This window comes from Microbacterium sp. AC035, assembly GCF_979258485.1.
Map to the genome: position 1 here is coordinate 1,654,738 of NZ_OZ409858.1, position 18,702 is coordinate 1,673,439.

Here is an 18,702-nt window from a genome sequence, read left to right on the forward strand (position 1 = left end):
AAAACCGCACGACGATGTCCGACAACGACGGCGGATGCCGACGCATTCCCCGGTATCGGGTCAGCCCGGATGGACCATGGCGACCGCCGTCACCGCGATGCCCTCGCCCCGACCGGGGAAACCCAAGCCGTCGGTGGTGGTGGCCGTGACCGAGACCGGCGCGCCGCCGAGCGCCGCTGACAGCACCCGCTCAGCCTCTGCGCGGCGACCGCTGAAGCGCGGTCGATTGCCCTGGAACTGCACCGACACGTTGCCGATCGCATAGCCCGCCTCGGCCAGAATCTCGCGGGTGCGGGCGAGGAAGACGTCTGCATGGGCGCCGGCGTACTCGGGGTGCGCGGTGCCGAAGTGCTCGCCGATGTCGCCGAGCCCCGCGGCTCCCAGCAGAGCGTCGACCATCGCGTGGGCCACGGCGTCACCGTCGGAATGACCGGAGAGGGCTCGCTCGCCGGGCCACTCGATGCCGGCCAACCACAGGTTGCCGTCGCCGCCGAACGCGTGCACGTCCGTGCCGAGTCCCACCCTGGGGCCGGACCACGTCGGTTCCGGCACGGCGACCGGCGCGGGCACGGCGGTCAGCAGATGGCGGGCGCGCTCGAGGTCTGCGGGTGTGGTGATCTTGAATCCTCGAGGGGAGCCGGAGATCTGTCGAACGAGATGCCCGGCGGCCGCGAACAGCGCCGCATCGTCGGTGTACTCGATGGCCGAGGCCGCAGCCGCGTCGTATGCGGCCTCGAGCAGAGCACGCGGGAACCCCTGAGGCGTCTGCGCCGCGGCGAGCTCGGAGCGATCCACCGGCGCGATGACCGCATCCCCGTCGACCCGCTTGAGCGTGTCGACGACCGGCAGCGTCGGGATCACCCCGCTCTCGCCGTCGACGGCCTGCGCCACCGCATCGATGATCTCCGGGGGCGTCAGCGCGCGTGCCGCGTCGTGCACGAGCACTCTCGTGACATCGCCCCAGAGCGCCGCGAGGCCGGCGGCGACCGACTCCTGGCGCGTGTCCCCGCCCGTCACGACCCTGCAGAGATCGGCTCGGTCGCCGGCGGCCGCGCGCAGCTCGGTCTCGGCGTCACCCTCGAATCCGACAGGGGCGACGACGATGACCTGGGCGGGGGATGCGGCGAACACGCCGTCCAGCGCGTGGCGGAGGATCGAATGCGTGTCGATGCCGACGAACGCCTTGGGCGCGCCGGCGTCCAATCTGGTGCCGGAACCGGCGGCGACGACGATGATCGCGGTGTCAGGGACGGGAAGCATGCTCACCAGGTTCACGTTACCGGCGCCCACGAAAAAAGGCGGATGCCGAAGCACCCGCCTTCTCTCGATCCACTCAGGACGCGAGAACCTCGTCGAGCAGTGCGCTCGCCTTGTCCTCGTCGGTCTTCTCAGCGAGCGCGAGCTCGGAGATGAGGATCTGACGCGCCTTGGCCAGCATCCGCTTCTCACCTGCGGACAGCCCGCGGTCCTGGTCCCGACGCCACAGGTCGCGCACGACCTCGCTCACCTTGATGACATCGCCGGAGGCGAGCTTCTCGAGGTTCGCCTTGTAACGACGCGACCAGTTGGTCGGCTCTTCGGTGAACGGCGCACGAAGCACCTCGAACACAGCGTCGAGGCCCTCTCGTCCGATGACATCGCGGACCCCGACGAGATCGACGTTCTCAGCGGGCACCTCGATGATGAGGTCCCCCTGGGTGACGTTGAGCTTCAGGTATTTCTTCGCCTCACCCTTGATGATGCGCTCCTTGACCTCGATGATGGTCGCAGCGCCATGGTGCGGATAGACGACAGTTTCGCCAACCTCAAAAAGCATAAAAACTTGTCCTTTCGGCAACCTCAAGGATACCACAGGGAGAATGCGCTAAGGTTCGCGCCTCCACGTCCTCAGGCGGCACCCCGCATGCGCATAGAATGGATGCGGATATCCCGTCGGACCTCAGGAGGACCCGTGAAATCGCGCCTTGTTGCGTCTGCCGCCATCAGCGCCCTCGTTCTTCTCGGCGCGACCGGCTGCACGTTCATTACGCCGCAGTCGACGGAGGTCCAGTACTCGGCCTCGGACGGCGTCAACGTCTCGGACTCGGACGGCCCGATCGACGTGCGCAATGCGTTCATCGTCGCGAACGAAGACGGCTCGGTCGGCAACTTCGTCGCCGCCGTCGTGAACCCGACCACGGAGAAGGCGACCCTCACGATGACGATCGACGGGCTCGACCCGTTCACCGTTTCAGTGCCCGCGGGCAAGACCGTCAGCTTCGGCGCCGACGAGGAGCCGCTGCGCATCGACGACCTCGACACGCTTCCCGGTGCGACGATCGAGATCCACTTCCAGTCGGGTGACGGCGCCGGAACCAAGACCGAGGTCCCCGTGCTCGACGGCTCGCTGCCCTACTACGCCGACCTGGTGCCCGCCGCCGAGTCCGAGCCAGAGCCCGGGAAGTCCACCCCGACGCCTGAGCCGGTTCCGTCCGACACGGCCGCCCCCGCTCCGCAGGAGTGATCCGGCGCACACGCTGAAGAAAGAGGCCGTCACCCCCGGGGGTGACGGCCTCTTCCGTGCGGCGGCGGCGCGCGCCGCGTTCGCGTTCAGCCTTCGAAGCGGTACCCGAGGCCACGGACGGTGACGAGCATGACCGGCTCCCCGGGGTTCTCCTCGATCCGGGAGCGGATCCGCTTGATGTGCACGTCGAGCGTCTTGGTGTCGCCGAAGTAGTCGCTGCCCCACACCCGGTCGATGAGCTGGCCGCGCGTGAGCACTCGACCCGAGTTGCGCATGAGCACCTCGAGCAGCTCGAACTCCTTCAGCGGCATGTTGATCTGCTGGCCCGCGACCGAGACCGTGTGGCGGTCGATGTCGAGTGAGACGCGACCGCCGTCGAGCACGCGCTCATCGAGCTCGCTGTCGGCCTGGACCACACGGCGCAGCACCGCCCGCATCCGGGCCAGCAGCTCCCGCGACGAATACGGCTTGGTGACGTAGTCGTCGGCGCCGAGCTCGAGCCCGACGACGATGTCCACCTCCGAGTCCTTCGCCGTGACCATGATGATCGGCACGGCGGAGGTCGAGCGGATCTGCCGGCACACCTCGGTGCCTGGCATCCCCGGCAGCATCAGGTCGAGCAGCACGACGTCGGCGCCGCGCTCTCGGAAGGCGGTCAGCGCGCCGGGTCCGTCCTCGGCGATCTCGACCTCGAACCCCTCTCGGCGCAGCAGATAGGCGAGCGGGTCGGCGAGGTCGGGCTCGTCTTCGACGAGAAGGATGCGGGTCATGCGTTCTCTCCGTTTCGGACGCGAGCCGCGGCCTTGGCCGCCTTGCGCTCGCGCTTCTTGTTCTTCTTGTCCCTGTCGATGCTCGGGGGAGCATCGATCGTAGGAAGCCTGATGGTGAAGGTGGATCCTCGTCCTGGTCGCGACCAGAGGCGCACCTCGCCGCCGTGGCGCTGCGTGGCGTGCTTGACGATCGAGAGTCCGAGTCCGGTTCCGCCGGTGCGCCGCGACCTCGCCTCGTCTGCGCGGTAGAAGCGTTCGAAGATGCGCTCTCGGTCCGCCTCCGCGATGCCGATGCCCTGGTCGGACACCGCGACCTCGACGACCCCGTCGTCGGCCTTCACTCCGATGCCGACTCGCGATCCCTTCGGGGAGTACACGATCGCGTTGGCGATGAGGTTGCCGAATGCCTCGATCAGGATCTGCGAGTCACCGCGCACCCAGACTCCCCTGTCGCCTCCGCGAGCGAGCTCGACGCCCGCCGAGTCGGCCTGCACGACGTGCGCCTCGAGGGCGGTCGCCAGCACCTCGTCGATCGACACGGGCCGCACGTCCGACAGCGCATCGTCGGTCTGGAGCCTCGACAGACTCATGATGCGCCCGGTCAGCTGCCCGAGACGGGCTGCCTCGGCGGAGATCCGAGTGGCGAAGTGGCGCACCTGCGCGGGGTCGTCCGCCGCGGACTCGATGGCCTCTGCCAGCAGGGTGACCGCCCCGACGGGAGTCTTGAGCTCGTGGCTGGTGTTGGCGACGAAATCGCGGCGCATCTGGTCGAGACGCTCCTGTTCGGTGACGTCACGGATGATCAGCAGCGTCATGCGGGGGCTGATCGCGCTCGCGCGAGCCGACACCAGCCGCGGGTCGAGGCTGAGCCCGCCGCGAGTGATGCGCAGGGACTCGGTCGCCGAGCTGCCCTCATTCCGCCCTCCCCGCACGAGCTGACGCAGCTCGGGGTTCTCGAGCGGTGCTCCCACCTCGATGCCGAATCGCGTGGCCGCCTTGGAGACGGCCAGCACGAGTCCGGAGGAATCGACCACGCACGCCGCGTCGTCCATGCTGCCCAGCACCGCTGTGACGCCGGCCGGAACGGCCAGTGACGTCTCGTCGGCGACCCTGGCCCTGGCCCGGTACGCCCAAGCCACGAGGAGCGAGAGTCCGACGCCGATCACGAGGCCGACGGCCAACGCGAGCAGCGCGATCTGCGGCAAGGTCATAACCCCAGCGTAGAGTGCGTTCACCGCCGGATCGGCGGGTTCTCCTGCGCTGGCGCGAAGAGGAGAAGTACTATTCACGTGCTGGGCACCGTTCGTTAACCTTCGAAGCAGACAATCGCTTTCGGGCCTGTGCGGGAGCGCGGACCTCTCCTCCCGCGCGGACGACCCAGCCGTCTCGCGCTGTCACCACAGTCGAGACCCGAATGAAAGGTTGCGCCCCCATGCGCGAAGTCTTCCACCAGTCCCTCGAGGACCTGCAGTCCCGTCTCGTGGAGATCGCCGACCTCGTCACGGTCTCGATCGACAAGGCCACCCGTGCGTTCGCCACCAGCGACGTCGAGCTCGCCGAAGAGGTCATCGCCGACGACGCGAAGATCGACGAGCTCGCCGTCAAGCTCGACGAGCAGGCCATCGAGATCCTCGCCCGCCAGCAGCCCGTCGCCCGCGACCTGCGCATCGTGGTGATCGCGCTGCGCGTCAGCGCCTCGCTCGAGCGCATGGGCGACATGTCCGAGCACATCGCCCAGCTCGCCCGCCTCCGTTTCCCGGAGCGCGCGATCCCGAAGGGCCTCAAGGGCACCTTCACCAAGATGGGCGAGCTCGACGTCGAGATCTCGCGCACGCTCTCCGAGCTGCTGCGCACCCAGGACCTGCGCCTGGCCGACACGATCCGCAACACCGACGACGACATCGACGAGCTGCACGCCAGCGTGTTCGAGAAGGTGCTCAGCGACAACTGGAAGGGCGAAGCGACCGCCACGGTCGACGCCACGCTCGCGAGCCGCTATCACGAGCGGTTCGCCGACCACGCGGTCGCCGTAGCCAAGAAGGTCGTGTACCTCGCGACCGGTGACTGGCGAGTCGAAGAAGAGGACATCCCCCTCGCGGCCGAGCAGCAGCGCGAGTTCGGTCACGCCTGAGTCGCCACGCGATACACGAAGGGGGCGGATGCTGACAGCATCCGCCCCCTTCGTCGTCTTCTTCTACTTCTTGCCCTGCGCAGCCACAGCGGCGGCACCGGCGGCGGCAGCCTCGGGGTCGAGGTACTTGCCCGGACCGGTCGGCACGTTGTTCTCGTCGAGCTCGTAGACCAGCGGGATGCCGGTCGGGATGTTGAGTTCGGCGATGTCGTCGTCGCTGATGCCCTCGAGGTGCTTCACGAGACCGCGCAGCGAGTTGCCGTGAGCGGTGACGAGAACCGTCTTGCCTGCCTCGAGGTCGGGCACGATCGCGTCATCCCAGTACGGCAGCAGGCGGTCGATGACGAGCTTGAGCGACTCTGTGCGCGGCACCTCGCCGTCGATGTCGGCGTAACGCACGTCACCGACCTGGCTGAACTCGCTCTCGTCGTCGAGCACGGGCGGCGGCACGTCGAACGAGCGACGCCACAGCTGGAACTGCTCGGGGCCGAACTCCTCGAGGGTCTGCGCCTTGTCCTTGCCCTGCAGCGCGCCGTAGTGACGCTCATTGAGGCGCCACGAGCGGGTCACCGGGATCCACAGACGGTCGGCGGCGTCGAGCGCGATGTTCGCGGTCTGGATGGCGCGGCTGAGCAGCGAGGTGTGCAGCACGTCGGGGAGGATGCCGGCCTCTGCCAGCAGCTCGCCGCCGCGCTGGGCCTCCTTCTTGCCCTGCTCGTTGAGGCGGACGTCCACCCAGCCGGTGAAGAGGTTCAGTTCGTTCCACTCGCTCCGGCCGTGACGGAGCAGGATCAGGGTGCGCTTCGAAGTCATGACGTCAGTTTATCGGCGCAGCTCGACGCGTCCACGCCCATGCCCTGCGAGGATTGACGCATGGCGTCATCTCCTCTCGGTCGGCCGACCCGCGGCACCACCGGGACGAATCGACTGCGCCGCAACGATCGATGGATCGCAGCGAGCCCCGCCTTCCGCCGAGCCGACGATCCGCTGGTGATCGACCTCGGTTACGGGGCCAGCGGCGTGACGGCGTTCGAGCTCGCGACCCGCCTGCAGCGTGTGCGCGCGGACGCGGAGGTGCGTGGTCTGGAGATCGATCCGGAGAGGGTGGCCACCGCGAACCGCCAGCTCGCCGAGGTGCAGGCCGCACGCACCCCCTTCTCCCCCGGCCTCCGGGTGTCGTTCGCCCGCGGAGGGTTCGAGGTTCCTTTGACGGCAGGGCGGCGGCCGGCGGTGATCCGGGCGATGAACGTGCTGCGGCAGTACGACGAGGGAGACGTCGCGAGCGCGTGGCGCACCATGTCCACCCGGCTGTCTCCCGACGGACTGCTCGTCGAGGGCACCTGCGACGAGATCGGCCGAGTGTCGAGTTGGGTCGACGTGGGCCCGACAGGATCGCCTCTGCGCTTCACGATCTCGCTCCGACTCGCCGACCTGGAGCATCCGAGCATCGTCGCGGAGCGGTTGCCGAAGGCGCTGATCCACCGCAACGTGCCCGGCGAGCGGATACATTCGCTGCTCGTCGAACTCGATCGCGAATGGGACCGGGCGGCACCGCTGTCGACCTTCGGAGCGACGCAGCGGTTCCTGGCTGCGGTCGTCGCGCTCCGCGATCAGGGGTGGCCGGTGCTGGGCGGCAAGGCCCGGTGGCGACTGGGCGAGCTCACGCTCCCCTGGGACGCCGTGGCTCCGCTCCCCTGACACACCCCGCGGGGCGTACCGGGTTCAACCCGCCTGACGGGGATCCGGGGCGGTGGGCCGACGGGACAGCCGGGTGAGGCGCGGGATGTCGGCCATGGCACCCGCATCCGCCGGCACGATGACCTGCTGGGTCGCGGCGATGTCCGCACCCTCCGCTCTGACGACGAGATCGCCCACCGGCGCACGACGAGACAGGATCGCGAGCGCGATCGGACCGTCTTCGTGGTGTCGGGCGACGGAGGTGATGTGCCCGACCTCGTCGTCGCCGGCGAAGACCGCATCGCCCACTGCGGGCAGCACCGCCTCGCTTCCGTCGAGGTGCAGCGCCGCGAGTCTGCGGGGCGGGTGTCCGAGGTTGTGCACCTTGGCCACTGTCTCCTGGCCCCGGTAGCACCCCTTGTTCAGGTGCACCGCCGAGCGGATCCAGTCGGACTCGTGCGGCAGCGAGCGCTCGTCGACCTCGGCCGACCACCGCGGACGCCAGGCTGCGACGCGCAGCGCCTCGGCTGCGAGGAGACCTGCCACCTCTTCAGACGACACGCTCGCGGCGAGCGCATCGGCGGCCTCGGCCGTGGCGATCGCCACCCTCCAGGCGAGGTCCGCACCGGGGTGATCGGCGACCTCGGCGTACTGATGGCCACCCGCGCTCACGCGCTGCCACGGGTCGACCCAGATCAGCGGAGCACCGGAGGCGGCGGATGCCGCAGCGGTCGCGCGCTCAGCCGCAGCACCGCCGTCGACGAAGCCGAGCAACGCGAGATCGGGGCGCACCGCCACAGTCGCCTGAGTGCGGAACTTCATGCGCGTCAGCCAGGTCGCGAGGGCCTCCGCGTCGCCGGCGTCCGCGATCATCCAGGTCGACGAGCCGTCGTCGACGACCCCTGCCGCATGTTCCACGCGACCCTGAGGGTCGAGCACCAGCAGTTCCGTGCTCTCACCGGGAGCGAGTCGCCCGACCGACTGGGAGGTGATCGAATCGAGCCACGCCAGCCGTTCCGGACCCGCGACCTCGATGACCGTCCTGTCGTCGAGCGGAACCAGAGCTGCTCCGTCCGCGAGGCGACGCTGCTCGCGGAAGGCGTCACCGAAGTGGGCGATCCCGTGCTCGCCGATCACAGCGCCGGGGATGTCGGTGAATCCGGTCATGTCAGACCTTCGCGAGTCGGGCGGAGGCGTGGGACCGCATCGTCGTGCCGAGGGCTGCGATGTCCCATGCCCAGAGGAGGTGGTTGTCGACCAGCCCGTAAATCCGCGTGGCCGCGCCGTACTCCTTGGCCCCCGCCCCGCGCACGATGGCGTCGGAGGCGATGTCGATACGTGGACCGTTGATCTCGCCCAGGTACAGCTCGAGCATCCCGTCGGCGTGGGCGATCGACACCTCGATCGGGAAGCCTCCGGACGGAGCGCGGAGGGCCTCGACGTCGTCGACACCCCGCACGACCGGCTCAGCTCGCGGCGGCAGCAGTGCAGGGCCGGCGTCGGCATCGGAGGCCGGACGGGAGAGACGCCAGAAGCCGGTCTCGGCGACGAGATGGGTCGAGGCGGCGCCGTCTTCGCCCGCCAGGATCGCCGTCGCGGAGTAGTTCAGGAATGGTCCGCCGTCATGGCTGAAGCTCACCCGATGGGTGAACTCGCCCTGCAGGCGGTCGTCGCCGACCGGATAGTCGATGACGCCGGTGCCCTCCCACACGCCGACCAGCCACGAGAGCGGCACGAGGTCGGCCGGGAGGTCTGTGGGCAGCTCGAGCACGATGCTCAGCGCTGGCCGCGGAAGAGATTCCGCAGCACGACGACCGAGACGAAGGCGATCGCGAGGCTCGCCAGGCCCAGGAGGCCGATGAAGAAGAGTTCGAGCGCCATGAGGTCCATGGTGACCACTTTACCCTCCAGCAGGCGGAGTGTCTCGTTCGTGGATCAGGTGACGAGGGCGGCGAGACCGAAGCCGACCGAGATGACGCCCATCAGCAGCAGCGCGCCGATCGTGCTCGCGCCGACCCGGAAGATGAAGCCCTGCGTGCGCCCGTACTGCAGCTGCACGGCGAAGGACAGGAGCACTATCCCGCCGAAGACCACGAGGAGCCACGGCACTCGCCACTCCTCGGCGACGAAGATGCCCACGCCGATGGAGGCGACGAACGCGACCGCCCAGACGATGAGCACGCCGACGAAAGCATTACGCGGTGCGAGCGCTGGATCCGTCATGACTCCATTGTGACCCATCGGCGCCCGGTATCATTGCGGCACGGCGTACCCCGCCGTCCGGAAGGAGTGCGTGTGGCCCAGGTCCTGGTGTTGACCAATGCTCCGGTCTCGGAGCAGGTCCTGCCCGCACTCGAGCTGCTCAGCCATCGTGTGCGCCAGATCCCCGCCGAGCCCGCCCAACTCGTGAGCGCCCCCGAATACGACATCGTGATCGTCGACGGGCGTCTCGACCTCGTCGGTGCGAAGTCCCTCTGTCGTCTGCTGCGCGCCACCGGTCAGGATGCGCCGCTGCTGCTCGTCGTCACCGAGGGCGGCATGAGCGCGCTGTCCGGGGACTGGGGCATCGACGACGTGCTCCTCGCCACCGCCGGACCGGCCGAGACCGACGCGCGCGTGCGGCTCGCCCTCGCCCGCCGCGACGAGGTCGCGGAGCCGACGCGCGTGCAGGCCTCCGGTGTCACGATCGACGAGCAGTCGTATTCGGCGAAGCTCAGAGGGCGCCCGCTGGACCTCACGTACAAGGAGTTCCAGCTGCTGCACTTCCTCGCCACGCACCCCTCGCGGGTGTTCACCCGCGAGCAGCTGCTCAGCGAGGTGTGGGGCTACGACTACTTCGGCGGCACCAGAACCGTCGACGTGCACGTGCGGCGCCTGCGAGCGAAGCTGGGCGACCAGGAGCAGATCATCGGCACCGTGCGGAACGTCGGCTACCGATTCAACGTCTACGACGAGGAGACGGTGGCCGCATCGCGGTGACGCGTGCGACGTCAGTTCACGCGCACGTCACCTCTCGGTGCTTAGATGTACCCCATGATCGATCCCGCACTCGCCGACGCAGGTCTCGGTGACGCTGAAGATGACGACTTCGATGCCATCGAGTCTCCGGACGCACTCCTCCCCGACCACCGCTACCACGATCGTGAGCTGAGCTGGCTCGCCTTCAACCAGCGTGTGCTCGAGCTCGCGGAGGATCCCTCGCTCCCCGAACTCGAGCGCGCGAACTTCCTCGCCATCTTCGCGAGCAACCTCGACGAGTTCTTCATGGTGCGCGTCGCCGGCCTCAAGCGCCGCATCGTGACCGGTCTCGCGGTGCCCACCAACATCGGCCGCTCCCCCGCCGACGCTCTCGCCGACATCGCTCGCGAGGCGCATGCGCTGCAGCTGCGCCACGCCGACGCCTGGAGATCCCTCGTCCGTCCGGCTCTGGCCGAGTCCGGCATCGAGATCACCGAGTGGTCCGAGCTGACCGACGAGGAGCGCTCCAAGCTCTCCGAGTACTTCGGAGCACAGGTGTTCCCCGTGCTGATGCCTCTCGCGGTCGACCCCGCGCATCCTTTCCCGTACATCTCGGGGTTGTCGCTGAACCTCGCCATCCGCATCCGCAACGCCCGCACCGGGCGCCAGGAGTTCGCGCGTCTCAAGGTGCCGCCCATGCTGCCCCGCTTCGTCGAGGTGCCGGGCTCCGGTGAGATCAAGCGCTTCCTCACCCTCGAGGAGCTCATCGCGAACCACCTCGGCGACCTCTTCCCCGGCATGGAGGTCCTCGACCACCATGCCTTCCGCCTCACCCGCAACGAGGATGTGGAGATCGAGGAGGACGAGAGCGAGAACCTCATCCAGGCTCTCGAGGCCGAGCTGCTCCGACGTCGCTTCGGCCCGCCGATCCGCCTCGAGATCACCGACGACATGGACGAGGTCACGATGGACCTCCTCGTGCGCGAGCTGGAGATCACCGATCAGGAGATCTACCGGCTCCCCGGGCCGCTCGATCTGCGCGGCCTGTTCGACCTGTCGCGCATCGATCGCCCCGATCTGCGCTACCCGCCGCATCTTCCGACCACCGCTGTCGCCTTCCAGCCCACGGGAAGCAACACGCGGGCTGACATCTTCAAGGCGATCCGCAAGTCGGACGTGCTCGTCCACCACCCGTACGAGTCGTTCACCACCAGCGTCGTGTCCTTCCTCGAGCAGGCGGCGCGCGACCCGCACGTGCTCGCGATCAAGCAGACGCTCTATCGCACCTCGGGTGACAGCCCGATCGTCGAGGCGCTGATCAACGCCGCCGAGTCCGGCAAGCAGGTGCTGGCGCTGGTCGAGGTCAAGGCCCGCTTCGACGAGGCCAACAACATCGTCTGGGCCCGCAAGCTCGAGAAGGCGGGCGTGCACGTCGTCTACGGCCTCGTCGGGCTCAAGACGCACTGCAAGCTCGCACTCGTCATCCGAGAGGAAGACGGTGTGCTGCGGCACTACTCGCACATCGGCACGGGCAACTACAACCCGAAGACCAGCCGCATCTATGAGGACTTCGGGCTGTTCACCACCGATGCCCAGGTCGGCAAGGACCTCACCCGCCTGTTCAACGAGCTGAGCGGATACGCGATCGAGAAGAAGTTCAAGCGCCTTCTCGTCGCACCGCTCCACCTGCGCAAGGGTCTCGTCCGCCAGATCGACCACGAGCGCCGCAACGCCGAGAACGGCAAGCCGGCAGGCATCCGCATCAAGGTGAACTCGATGGTCGACGAAGAGGTCATCGACGCCCTGTACCGCGCCAGCGCGGCCGGCGTGAAGGTCGATGTATGGGTTCGCGGAATCTGCAGTCTGCGCACCGATCTCGAAGGGATCAGCGACAACATCACCGTGCGCAGCATCCTGGGCCGGTACCTCGAGCACTCGCGCATCTTCGCGTTCCACAACGACGGCGATGCCCAGGTGTACATCGGCAGCGCCGACATGATGCACCGCAACCTCGACCGCCGGGTCGAGGCTCTGGTGCGCGTCACCGACCCCGGGCACATGAAGGACCTGCTGGACTTCTTCGACCTCGCCATGGACCCCGGCACCACCTCGTGGCATCTCGGCGCCGACGGCGTCTGGACGCGGCATTCGGAGGATGCCGAGGGCAAGCCCCTCATCGACCTGCAGGACAAGACCATGGGGTTGATCCAGCGGCGCCGTCGCGCTCGGGCAGTGCGATGAGCTCGCAGTCCCCGGCCCAGGCGGGCCGTTCGAAGTGGACGGACAAGGCCGTGTACGCGGCCGGTGCCGTGGTCTGGCGCGTGATCGACGGCAAGCTGCGGATCCTGCTGATCCACCGCACCAAGTATCGTGACATCACCCTGCCGAAGGGCAAGGTCGACCCCGGCGAGATGCTCGCCGAGACCGCCGTGCGCGAGGTGCACGAAGAGACCGGCATCCGCGTCTCACTCGGCGTACCCGTCGGCGTGAGCCGCTACCACCTGCCGTCCAGCAAGCAGAAGGTCGTGCACTACTGGGCTGCGGAGGCGACCGCCGACGCCATCCGCGCCTCGACCTTCGTGCCGAACAAGGAGGTCGCGGCCGTGGAATGGGCGAGTCTCAAGAAGGCGCGTTCCCGGTTGAGCTATCCGGTCGATCTGGAGATCCTCGACTTCTTCACGAAGCTCGTCGACGACGGCGCCCTGCGTACCTTCCCCCTCATCGCTCTGCGCCATGCGAAGGCCCGGTCGCGGTCGGACTGGGACGGTGCCGATGCCGAGCGCCCGTTGACCGAACGCGGACTCGAGCAGGCGAAGTCGATCGTCGGCCCCCTGCGCGCCTTCGGCGTGCGCAAGATCGTCACGAGCGACGCGGTGCGCTGTGTGCAGACGGTCGCACCGCTCGGCAGGGTGCTCGATCGAAAGATCGTGACGACCGAGAAGATCAGCCAAGACGCCTGGGAGGACGGACACGACGACCTGCGCTCGGTGATCGGCCGCCGGGTGCGATCGGGCAAGCCGGCGGTCATCTGCAGCCACGGCCCCGTGCTGCCGGGAATCCTGACCGAGATCGCGCTCGCCACCGGAACCATCCGCGGTTCGTACGTCAACAGCGCCGCCGACCTCGAACCCGCCGCGTTCTCCGTCGTGCACGTCTCGGCATCCAATCCGGGGTCCGGGATCATCGCGATCGAGACCCACATCCCCAAGATCTAGGCGCTCCGAACAGCAGCGCAGGCCGCATCCGGCAACGGATGCGGCCTTGTGCTTGCCCCAGAGAGACGCGTGCCGTTCACCTCCCGTTCACCTGCGCGGGAGAGTCTCGTTAACCGCCGCACATAGCGTCACTGTGTGCCCTGCACCGGGCCCCACCACATCAAAGATCGAAGGATCCACAGTGAAGATCTCCCGAATCGCACGTATCGGCGCCGTCGGCGCCGTGGCCGCTCTCGCCCTCGCCGGCTGTGCCGCGAACGAAGGCGGAACCGGCGGCTCCACCGACGCCCCGAGCGAATCCACTCTCAGCGGCACCATCGAGGCCACCGGCGCCTCCTCGCAGGAAGCCGCCCAGCAGTCCTGGGTCGCCGCCTTCCAGACCGCGAACCCCGACACCACGGTGAACTACACCGCCACGGGTTCGGGCACCGGCCGCGAGAACTTCATCGCCGGCTCGTCGAACTTCATCGGCTCCGACCGCGCGTTCGACGCGGACGAGCTCGCCGCCGGCGGCTTCGGCTCCTGCGCCTCCGATGAGATCGTCGAGATCCCCGTCTACATCTCGCCGGTCGCCGTCGCCTTCAACCTCGAGGGCATCGACGAGCTGAACCTCGATGGCGAGACCATCGCCAAGATCTTCTCGGGCGCCATCACCAACTGGAACGACGCCGCCATCGCCTCGCAGAACGAGGGCGTCGAGCTGCCCGACCAGGCGATCGTCCCCGTGCACCGCGCAGACGCGTCGGGCACGCAGGAGACGTTCACCAAGTACCTCAGCGCCGTCGCTCCGGACGTGTGGACCTACGAGGCGGCCGACGAGTGGCCGCTCCAGACCGGCGAGGCCGGCGATGGCACCTCGGGTGTCGTCGACGCGATCACCAACGGCGTGGGCTACATCGGTTTCGCGGACGCATCGCGCACCGGTGACCTGGGCCAGGTCGCCGTCGAGGTCGAGGGCGAGTACGTCGCGTACTCCGCCGAGGCCGCAGCTGCGCTCGTCGAGGCATCGCCGCTCGAAGAGGGCCGCTCCGACCACGACCTCGCGTACGCCGTCGACCCGGCCGCAGCACCCGCCGGCTCGTACCCGATCGCACTCGTCTCGTACCTCATCGGCTGCGTCGAGTACGACGACGCCGAGACCGCAGGCCTGGTGAAGGCGTACTTCCAGTACGTCGCATCGGCCGAGGGCCAGGACGCTGCAGCAGAGGCCGCGGGCAGCGCCCCGATCTCGGACACCCTGCGCGACCAGATCAACACGGCGATCGACGCGATCGTCACGGAGTGACCGAAGGCTCAGCGCACTGCTGAGCTCCGGTCCCGACGCCCCCGTGGTGTCGGTCGTAGGACTCGACCGACACCGCGGGGGCACCCGCATGAAAACCCCGAACGTCCCTCAGAGCCTGGAGTCGCTCCGATGACCACAACCTCAACGGGTCCCGATACCACCCGTTCCCCCGGGACTCGCACCACCCCACGCCGACGGGGTGACCTCATCTTCTCCGGCACCGCGCTGGCGGCGGGAATCATCATCCTCGTCACGCTCGCCGCGGTCGCGGTCTTCCTGATCGTGCAGGCGATCCCCGCTCTGTCGTCCGACACCTCGAACAACCACATCCTCGAGGGACAGTCGTTCCTGTCCTGGGTCTGGCCCTTCGTCTTCGGAACGCTGTGGTCGAGCTTCATCGCTCTCGTGATCGCCGCCCCGATCGCGATCGGCATCGCACTCTTCATCTCGCACTACGCCCCGCGTCGTCTGGCCGGCTTCCTCGGATACATCATCGACCTGCTGGCGGCCGTGCCCTCGGTGGTCTTCGGCCTGTGGGGCGCGCTGACCTTCGCTCCGATGCTCGTGCCGTTCTACAAGTGGCTCAACACGAACCTCGGCTGGATCCCGCTCTTCGGCGGCACCCCCTCCGGCACGGGAAAGACGATCCTCACCGCATCCCTCGTGCTCGCCGTGATGATCCTGCCGATCATGACCGCGATCTGCCGCGAGGTCTTCCTGCAGACGCCGAAGCTGCACGAGGAGGCGGCACTCGCGCTCGGCGCGACCCGCTGGGAGATGGTCAGGATGGCTGTGCTCCCCTTCGCACGCAGCGGAATGGTGTCGGGCGCCATGCTCGGCCTGGGCCGTGCGCTCGGCGAGACCATGGCAGTGACACTCGTGCTCTCCCCTCTCGGGATCGTCACGTTCAACCTGATCAACCCGGAGAACCCCACGACGATCCCCGCGATCATCGCGCTGCGGTTCCCCGAAGCCCACGACGAGGGCGTCAACACGCTCATCGCGGCGGGTCTGATCCTCTTCATCGTCACCTTCGCGGTCAACTTCGTGGCCCGCTGGATCGTCTCGCGCCGCGCCGAGTTCTCGGGAGCCAACTGACATGACCGCCACCCTCACCCCCTCGCCGTCTCCCTCGTCCGTCGTCGCTCCGGTGCACACCACCTCGGCGGGCCACCTGCCCAAGTGGGCACCGTGGGCGCTCCTGCTGGTCGCGTTCGTCATCTCCGCGACGATCTTCGCGTTCATGAACGTCGGCGGCGACCCAGCCGACTTCAACATCGCGCTGACGCTCGTGGTCGGCCTCGTGTTCTACATGGTGCTCATCTTCGTGATCTCCACAGTGGTCGAGAGCCGCCGTCACGCGATCGACCGCCTCATGACCGCACTGGTCTCCGGCGCCTTCGTGGTCGCGCTCCTCCCCCTCATCTCGCTGCTCTACACCGTGGTGATCAACGGCCTCATGCGCTTCGACGGGGAGTTCTTCAGCTTCTCGATGCGCAACATCGTGGGCGAGGGCGGCGGCGCGATCCATGCCATCTACGGCACGCTGCTCATCACGCTCGGTGCGACGATCATCTCGGTGCCCATCGGCCTGATGACCTCGATCTACCTCGTCGAATACGGAGAGGGACGCAGGCTCGCCCGCGGCATCACCTTCCTCGTCGATGTCATGACCGGAATCCCGTCGATCGTCGCCGGTCTCTTCATCTACTCCGTGTTCGCACTCATCGTCGGACCGGGCACCCGGATGGGGATCATGGGTTCGCTGGCGCTCTCGGTGCTGATGATCCCGGTCGTCGTCCGCGGTTCCGAGGAGCTGCTGCGCATCGTTCCGAACGAGCTCCGCGAGGCCGCCTACGCACTCGGCGTCCCGAAGTGGCTGACCATCATCAAGGTCGTCCTGCCGACCGCCATCGCCGGCATCCTGACCAGCATCATGCTCGCCATCTCGCGCGTGATCGGCGAGACCGCACCGCTGCTGCTCACCGTCGGCATCGTGCAGGGCATGAACCTGAACATGTTCAGCGGGCAGATGGCGACGCTACCGGTGTTCTCGTACATGCAGGCCAAGTACCCCGGCATCCCCGTCGATGCCTACCTCGAGCGGGCCTGGGCCGCAGCCCTGACCCTGATCGTCATCGTGATGGTGCTGAACCTGCTGGCCAGGATCATCGCCAAGGTGTTCGCCCCCAAGATCAACGGCCGCTGAGCCGTCTTTCCCGACTGAAGAAGAAGGATCACACGTGTCCAAGAGCATCGAAGTCAACGACCTCAACGTCTACTACAGCGACTTCCTCGCCGTCGAAGGCGTCAGCATCGACATCAAGCCCAACACCGTCACGGCCTTCATCGGCCCGTCAGGCTGCGGCAAGTCCACGTTCCTGCGCACCCTCAACCGCATGCACGAGGTCATCCCCGGCGCCCGCGTCGAGGGCGAGGTGCTGATCGACGGCAAGAACCTCTACGGTGCCGGCGTCGACCCCGTGCTGGTTCGTCGTCAGGTCGGAATGGTGTTCCAGCGCCCGAACCCGTTCCCCACCATGTCGATCAAGGAGAACGTGCTCGCGGGCGTGAAGCTCAACAACACGCGCATGTCGAAGAGCGATCAGGACGGTCTCGTCGAGAAGTCGCTGCGCGGCGCCAACCTCTGGAACGAGGTCAAGGACCGCCTCGACCGTCCCGGCTCCGGCCTCTCGGGCGGCCAGCAGCAGCGTCTGTGCATCGCGCGCGCCATCGCCGTCTCCCCCGACGTGATCCTCATGGACGAGCCCTGCTCGGCGCTCGACCCCATCTCGACCTTCGCGATCGAGGAGCTCATCGCCGAGATCAAGTCGGAGTACACCGTCGTCATCGTGACGCACAACATGCAGCAGGCGAGCCGCGTGTCCGACCGGACCGCGTTCTTCAACATCGCCGGCACCGGCAAGCCCGGCAAGCTCATCGAGTACGACGACACCCGCACCATGTTCACCACCCCGTCGGTGCAGGCCACCGAGGACTACGTCTCGGGGCGCTTCGGATAAGCATCCGGTTACTCCCTCTCCTTATCTGGAAAACCCAGATCATCTGGCGTCTCGCCGCGTGTCGATCACTCGACGCGCGGCGCCAGGCACCGATGGTCTGGGTTTTCCGGTTCCTGACTACGGCTGCACTTCGCGCGTCTCAGTCGGGTTGCGCACAGATCTCGGCGATGCCCAGTCTCTCGCGAGTCCACCGATGATCGAAGCGTCGATCATTCTCGGATGTCTTTCACACGAGCGGATGCCACGCTGCGCACGCTCGGTCGTATGGCCAGAACAGCAGAGCTGAAACGCCACGGCGTGACAGAGGCCGAGCTCACCAGGGCCCTGCGTTCAGGCGAAGTTCTGCGTCCACGCCGAGGGGTGTACGCACTTCCCGACGAGTCGTACGATCTCGTCCACGCGGCTGAACACGGTGGCACCATCGGATGCTGCGCCGCCGGCGTCCTGCATGACCTGTGGGTGCTCGAGATACCGCCAGAGCGTCATGTCTGGATGGGGACGGCCGGAACATCCCGTGTCTGCTGTGAGGACTGCAGGATCCACTGGGATGAGGGAAAGGTCGCTGTCGGCTTGCTGCCTCCCGTCAAGAACGTTCTGCTCCAAATCGCACAGTGCGCGGCGGAGGACACGTTCTTCGCGGCACTGGAATCAGCTCTGCGTAAGACACTCATCGGACCACGAGACACTGCGTGGCTGTGGCACCATCTTCCGGTCCAGATGCGCTGGCTGGTGGGTTTCGCGAGGTCTGACGCGGATAGCGGCTTGGAGTCGCTGATCCGTCTCCGCCTGCACAGACTCGGTATCGATGCGAGGACGCAGGTGTGGATCACAGGCGTCGGCGAGGTCGACTTCGTCGTCGGAGAGCGCCTGATCGTCGAAGCGGACGGGCGTGCCAATCACGAGGGCGACGGACTGCGGGCGAAGGACCTCCACCGCGACGCTGCTGCTGCAGCGCTCGGCTACCAGACCTTGCGTTTCACCTACGCGATGATCGTGCACGACTGGCAGGCGGTGGCAGCCGCGATCGAGGGTGCACTCCGTCGGGATACTCGGCAATGAGTGGGGAATCCCAGACCGATCTGCCTTATGCAGTGTGCCGTTGGAGGGACGCGCCGCTGATGAAACGGACCGTCGGTGTTT

20 protein-coding genes and 1 pseudogene are annotated in these 18,702 nt (G+C 67.6%); 12 read left to right on the top strand and 9 right to left on the bottom strand.

The genetic code is table 11. The features are described 5' to 3' along the window. Positions 1 to 60: 60 nt before the first annotated feature. Complete coding sequence (gene ispD, locus ACZ0AA_RS08065; RefSeq protein ID WP_463513834.1) at positions 61 to 1,260, bottom strand: 2-C-methyl-D-erythritol 4-phosphate cytidylyltransferase; 1,200 nt, start codon at positions 1,258 to 1,260, stop codon at positions 61 to 63. A gap of 73 nt (positions 1,261 to 1,333) precedes the next feature. After that, positions 1,334 to 1,816, bottom strand: a complete 483-nt coding sequence (locus tag ACZ0AA_RS08070) for a CarD family transcriptional regulator (RefSeq protein WP_042539766.1) — start codon at positions 1,814 to 1,816, stop codon at positions 1,334 to 1,336. A gap of 135 nt (positions 1,817 to 1,951) precedes the next feature. Between ACZ0AA_RS08070 and ACZ0AA_RS08075 the strand changes: the two genes are divergently transcribed. Then, complete coding sequence (locus ACZ0AA_RS08075; protein WP_400865488.1) at positions 1,952 to 2,503, top strand: DNA modification methylase; 552 nt, start codon at positions 1,952 to 1,954, stop codon at positions 2,501 to 2,503. An 86-nt stretch (positions 2,504 to 2,589) separates the two neighbouring features. On the opposite strand, the gene ACZ0AA_RS08080 is transcribed toward ACZ0AA_RS08075, so the two are convergent. Both ACZ0AA_RS08080 and ACZ0AA_RS08085 read right to left on the bottom strand, forming a co-directional pair. Continuing rightward, the gene (locus ACZ0AA_RS08080; RefSeq protein WP_400865491.1) at positions 2,590 to 3,273 is read right to left on the bottom strand and encodes a response regulator; all 684 of its coding nucleotides are present in this window, start codon (positions 3,271 to 3,273) and stop codon (positions 2,590 to 2,592) included. Beyond that, positions 3,270 to 4,484, bottom strand: a complete 1,215-nt coding sequence (locus ACZ0AA_RS08085; RefSeq protein ID WP_400865494.1) for a sensor histidine kinase — start codon at positions 4,482 to 4,484, stop codon at positions 3,270 to 3,272. Before ACZ0AA_RS08085 ends, ACZ0AA_RS08080 begins: the two co-directional genes overlap by 4 nt. A gap of 221 nt (positions 4,485 to 4,705) precedes the next feature. Here ACZ0AA_RS08085 and phoU point away from each other — a divergent pair, with 221 nt between their 5' ends. Then, positions 4,706 to 5,404: a phosphate signaling complex protein PhoU gene (phoU, locus tag ACZ0AA_RS08090; RefSeq protein ID WP_042539758.1), complete on the top strand. Its 699-nt coding sequence runs from the start codon at positions 4,706 to 4,708 to the stop codon at positions 5,402 to 5,404. A 63-nt stretch (positions 5,405 to 5,467) separates the two neighbouring features. Here the strand turns inward: phoU and ACZ0AA_RS08095 are convergent, their stop codons facing one another. After that, the gene (locus ACZ0AA_RS08095; protein WP_400865498.1) at positions 5,468 to 6,217 is read right to left on the bottom strand and encodes a phosphoglyceromutase; all 750 of its coding nucleotides are present in this window, start codon (positions 6,215 to 6,217) and stop codon (positions 5,468 to 5,470) included. A gap of 60 nt (positions 6,218 to 6,277) precedes the next feature. Between ACZ0AA_RS08095 and ACZ0AA_RS08100 the strand changes: the two genes are divergently transcribed. After that, the gene (locus ACZ0AA_RS08100; RefSeq protein WP_463512621.1) at positions 6,278 to 7,102 is read left to right on the top strand and encodes a class I SAM-dependent methyltransferase; all 825 of its coding nucleotides are present in this window, start codon (positions 6,278 to 6,280) and stop codon (positions 7,100 to 7,102) included. Positions 7,103 to 7,126: 24 nt separating this feature from the next. Here ACZ0AA_RS08100 and ygfZ read toward each other — a convergent pair whose 3' ends face one another. From ygfZ to ACZ0AA_RS08115, 3 genes are all read right to left on the bottom strand, one after another. Continuing rightward, positions 7,127 to 8,248, bottom strand: coding sequence for a CAF17-like 4Fe-4S cluster assembly/insertion protein YgfZ (gene ygfZ, locus ACZ0AA_RS08105; protein WP_463512622.1), 1,122 nt, complete (start codon positions 8,246 to 8,248; stop codon positions 7,127 to 7,129). A 1-nt stretch (position 8,249) separates the two neighbouring features. Beyond that, positions 8,250 to 8,852, bottom strand: coding sequence for a nitrobindin family protein (locus ACZ0AA_RS08110; protein ID WP_463512623.1), 603 nt, complete (start codon positions 8,850 to 8,852; stop codon positions 8,250 to 8,252). 164 nt (positions 8,853 to 9,016) lie between these two features. Continuing rightward, on the bottom strand, positions 9,017 to 9,304 hold the full coding sequence (locus ACZ0AA_RS08115; RefSeq protein ID WP_463512624.1) for a hypothetical protein: 288 nt from the start codon (positions 9,302 to 9,304) through the stop codon (positions 9,017 to 9,019). A 72-nt stretch (positions 9,305 to 9,376) separates the two neighbouring features. Here ACZ0AA_RS08115 and ACZ0AA_RS08120 point away from each other — a divergent pair, with 72 nt between their 5' ends. The 8 genes and pseudogenes from ACZ0AA_RS08120 to ACZ0AA_RS08155 all read left to right on the top strand — a co-directional run. After that, the gene (locus tag ACZ0AA_RS08120; RefSeq protein ID WP_042539745.1) at positions 9,377 to 10,060 is read left to right on the top strand and encodes a winged helix-turn-helix transcriptional regulator; all 684 of its coding nucleotides are present in this window, start codon (positions 9,377 to 9,379) and stop codon (positions 10,058 to 10,060) included. 54 nt (positions 10,061 to 10,114) lie between these two features. Then, positions 10,115 to 12,280 (top strand): RNA degradosome polyphosphate kinase, encoded by a 2,166-nt coding sequence (locus ACZ0AA_RS08125; protein WP_463512625.1) that lies wholly within the window; start codon positions 10,115 to 10,117, stop codon positions 12,278 to 12,280. Further along, positions 12,277 to 13,254: an NUDIX hydrolase gene (locus ACZ0AA_RS08130; protein WP_463512626.1), complete on the top strand. Its 978-nt coding sequence runs from the start codon at positions 12,277 to 12,279 to the stop codon at positions 13,252 to 13,254. Before ACZ0AA_RS08125 ends, ACZ0AA_RS08130 begins: the two co-directional genes overlap by 4 nt. A 181-nt stretch (positions 13,255 to 13,435) precedes the next feature. After that, positions 13,436 to 14,539, top strand: a complete 1,104-nt coding sequence (pstS, locus tag ACZ0AA_RS08135) for a phosphate ABC transporter substrate-binding protein PstS (RefSeq protein WP_400865514.1) — start codon at positions 13,436 to 13,438, stop codon at positions 14,537 to 14,539. A gap of 129 nt (positions 14,540 to 14,668) precedes the next feature. Beyond that, positions 14,669 to 15,637, top strand: a complete 969-nt coding sequence (pstC, locus tag ACZ0AA_RS08140; protein ID WP_400865517.1) for a phosphate ABC transporter permease subunit PstC — start codon at positions 14,669 to 14,671, stop codon at positions 15,635 to 15,637. A gap of 1 nt (position 15,638) precedes the next feature. Then, on the top strand, positions 15,639 to 16,748 hold the full coding sequence (gene pstA / locus ACZ0AA_RS08145; protein WP_400865519.1) for a phosphate ABC transporter permease PstA: 1,110 nt from the start codon (positions 15,639 to 15,641) through the stop codon (positions 16,746 to 16,748). Between the two features lie 34 nt (positions 16,749 to 16,782). Beyond that, positions 16,783 to 17,562, top strand: a complete 780-nt coding sequence (pstB, locus tag ACZ0AA_RS08150) for a phosphate ABC transporter ATP-binding protein PstB (RefSeq protein ID WP_400865521.1) — start codon at positions 16,783 to 16,785, stop codon at positions 17,560 to 17,562. 264 nt (positions 17,563 to 17,826) lie between these two features. Further along, positions 17,827 to 17,880 (top strand): annotated as a pseudogene (locus ACZ0AA_RS08155) (hypothetical protein); the annotation flags it as partial. A 12-nt stretch (positions 17,881 to 17,892) separates the two neighbouring features. Here the strand turns inward: ACZ0AA_RS08155 and ACZ0AA_RS08160 are convergent. Then, complete coding sequence (locus tag ACZ0AA_RS08160; RefSeq protein ID WP_463513862.1) at positions 17,893 to 18,048, bottom strand: hypothetical protein; 156 nt, start codon at positions 18,046 to 18,048, stop codon at positions 17,893 to 17,895. A gap of 276 nt (positions 18,049 to 18,324) precedes the next feature. Between ACZ0AA_RS08160 and ACZ0AA_RS08165 the strand changes: the two genes are divergently transcribed. Beyond that, the gene (locus ACZ0AA_RS08165) at positions 18,325 to 18,621 is read left to right on the top strand and encodes an endonuclease domain-containing protein (RefSeq protein WP_463513835.1); all 297 of its coding nucleotides are present in this window, start codon (positions 18,325 to 18,327) and stop codon (positions 18,619 to 18,621) included. Positions 18,622 to 18,702: the final 81 nt, after the last annotated feature.

Bases quoted from the DNA above. Each gene is read 5' to 3' on its own strand.
- ispD (WP_463513834.1), bottom strand. From the start codon at position 1,260: ATGCTTCCCGTCCCTGACACCGCGATCATCGTCGTCGCCGCCGGTTCC.
- ACZ0AA_RS08115 (WP_463512624.1), bottom strand. From the start codon at position 9,304: ATGACGGATCCAGCGCTCGCACCGCGTAATGCTTTCGTCGGCGTGCTC.
- ACZ0AA_RS08125 (WP_463512625.1), top strand. From the start codon at position 10,115: ATGATCGATCCCGCACTCGCCGACGCAGGTCTCGGTGACGCTGAAGAT.
- ACZ0AA_RS08070 (WP_042539766.1), bottom strand. From the start codon at position 1,816: ATGCTTTTTGAGGTTGGCGAAACTGTCGTCTATCCGCACCATGGCGCT.
- ygfZ (WP_463512622.1), bottom strand. From the start codon at position 8,248: ATGACCGGATTCACCGACATCCCCGGCGCTGTGATCGGCGAGCACGGG.
- ACZ0AA_RS08080 (WP_400865491.1), bottom strand. From the start codon at position 3,273: ATGACCCGCATCCTTCTCGTCGAAGACGAGCCCGACCTCGCCGACCCG.
- ACZ0AA_RS08085 (WP_400865494.1), bottom strand. From the start codon at position 4,484: ATGACCTTGCCGCAGATCGCGCTGCTCGCGTTGGCCGTCGGCCTCGTG.
- ACZ0AA_RS08100 (WP_463512621.1), top strand. From the start codon at position 6,278: ATGGCGTCATCTCCTCTCGGTCGGCCGACCCGCGGCACCACCGGGACG.
- ACZ0AA_RS08095 (WP_400865498.1), bottom strand. From the start codon at position 6,217: ATGACTTCGAAGCGCACCCTGATCCTGCTCCGTCACGGCCGGAGCGAG.
- pstC (WP_400865517.1), top strand. From the start codon at position 14,669: ATGACCACAACCTCAACGGGTCCCGATACCACCCGTTCCCCCGGGACT.
- pstA (WP_400865519.1), top strand. From the start codon at position 15,639: ATGACCGCCACCCTCACCCCCTCGCCGTCTCCCTCGTCCGTCGTCGCT.
- phoU (WP_042539758.1), top strand. From the start codon at position 4,706: ATGCGCGAAGTCTTCCACCAGTCCCTCGAGGACCTGCAGTCCCGTCTC.
- ACZ0AA_RS08130 (WP_463512626.1), top strand. From the start codon at position 12,277: ATGAGCTCGCAGTCCCCGGCCCAGGCGGGCCGTTCGAAGTGGACGGAC.
- ACZ0AA_RS08160 (WP_463513862.1), bottom strand. From the start codon at position 18,048: ATGACGCTCTGGCGGTATCTCGAGCACCCACAGGTCATGCAGGACGCC.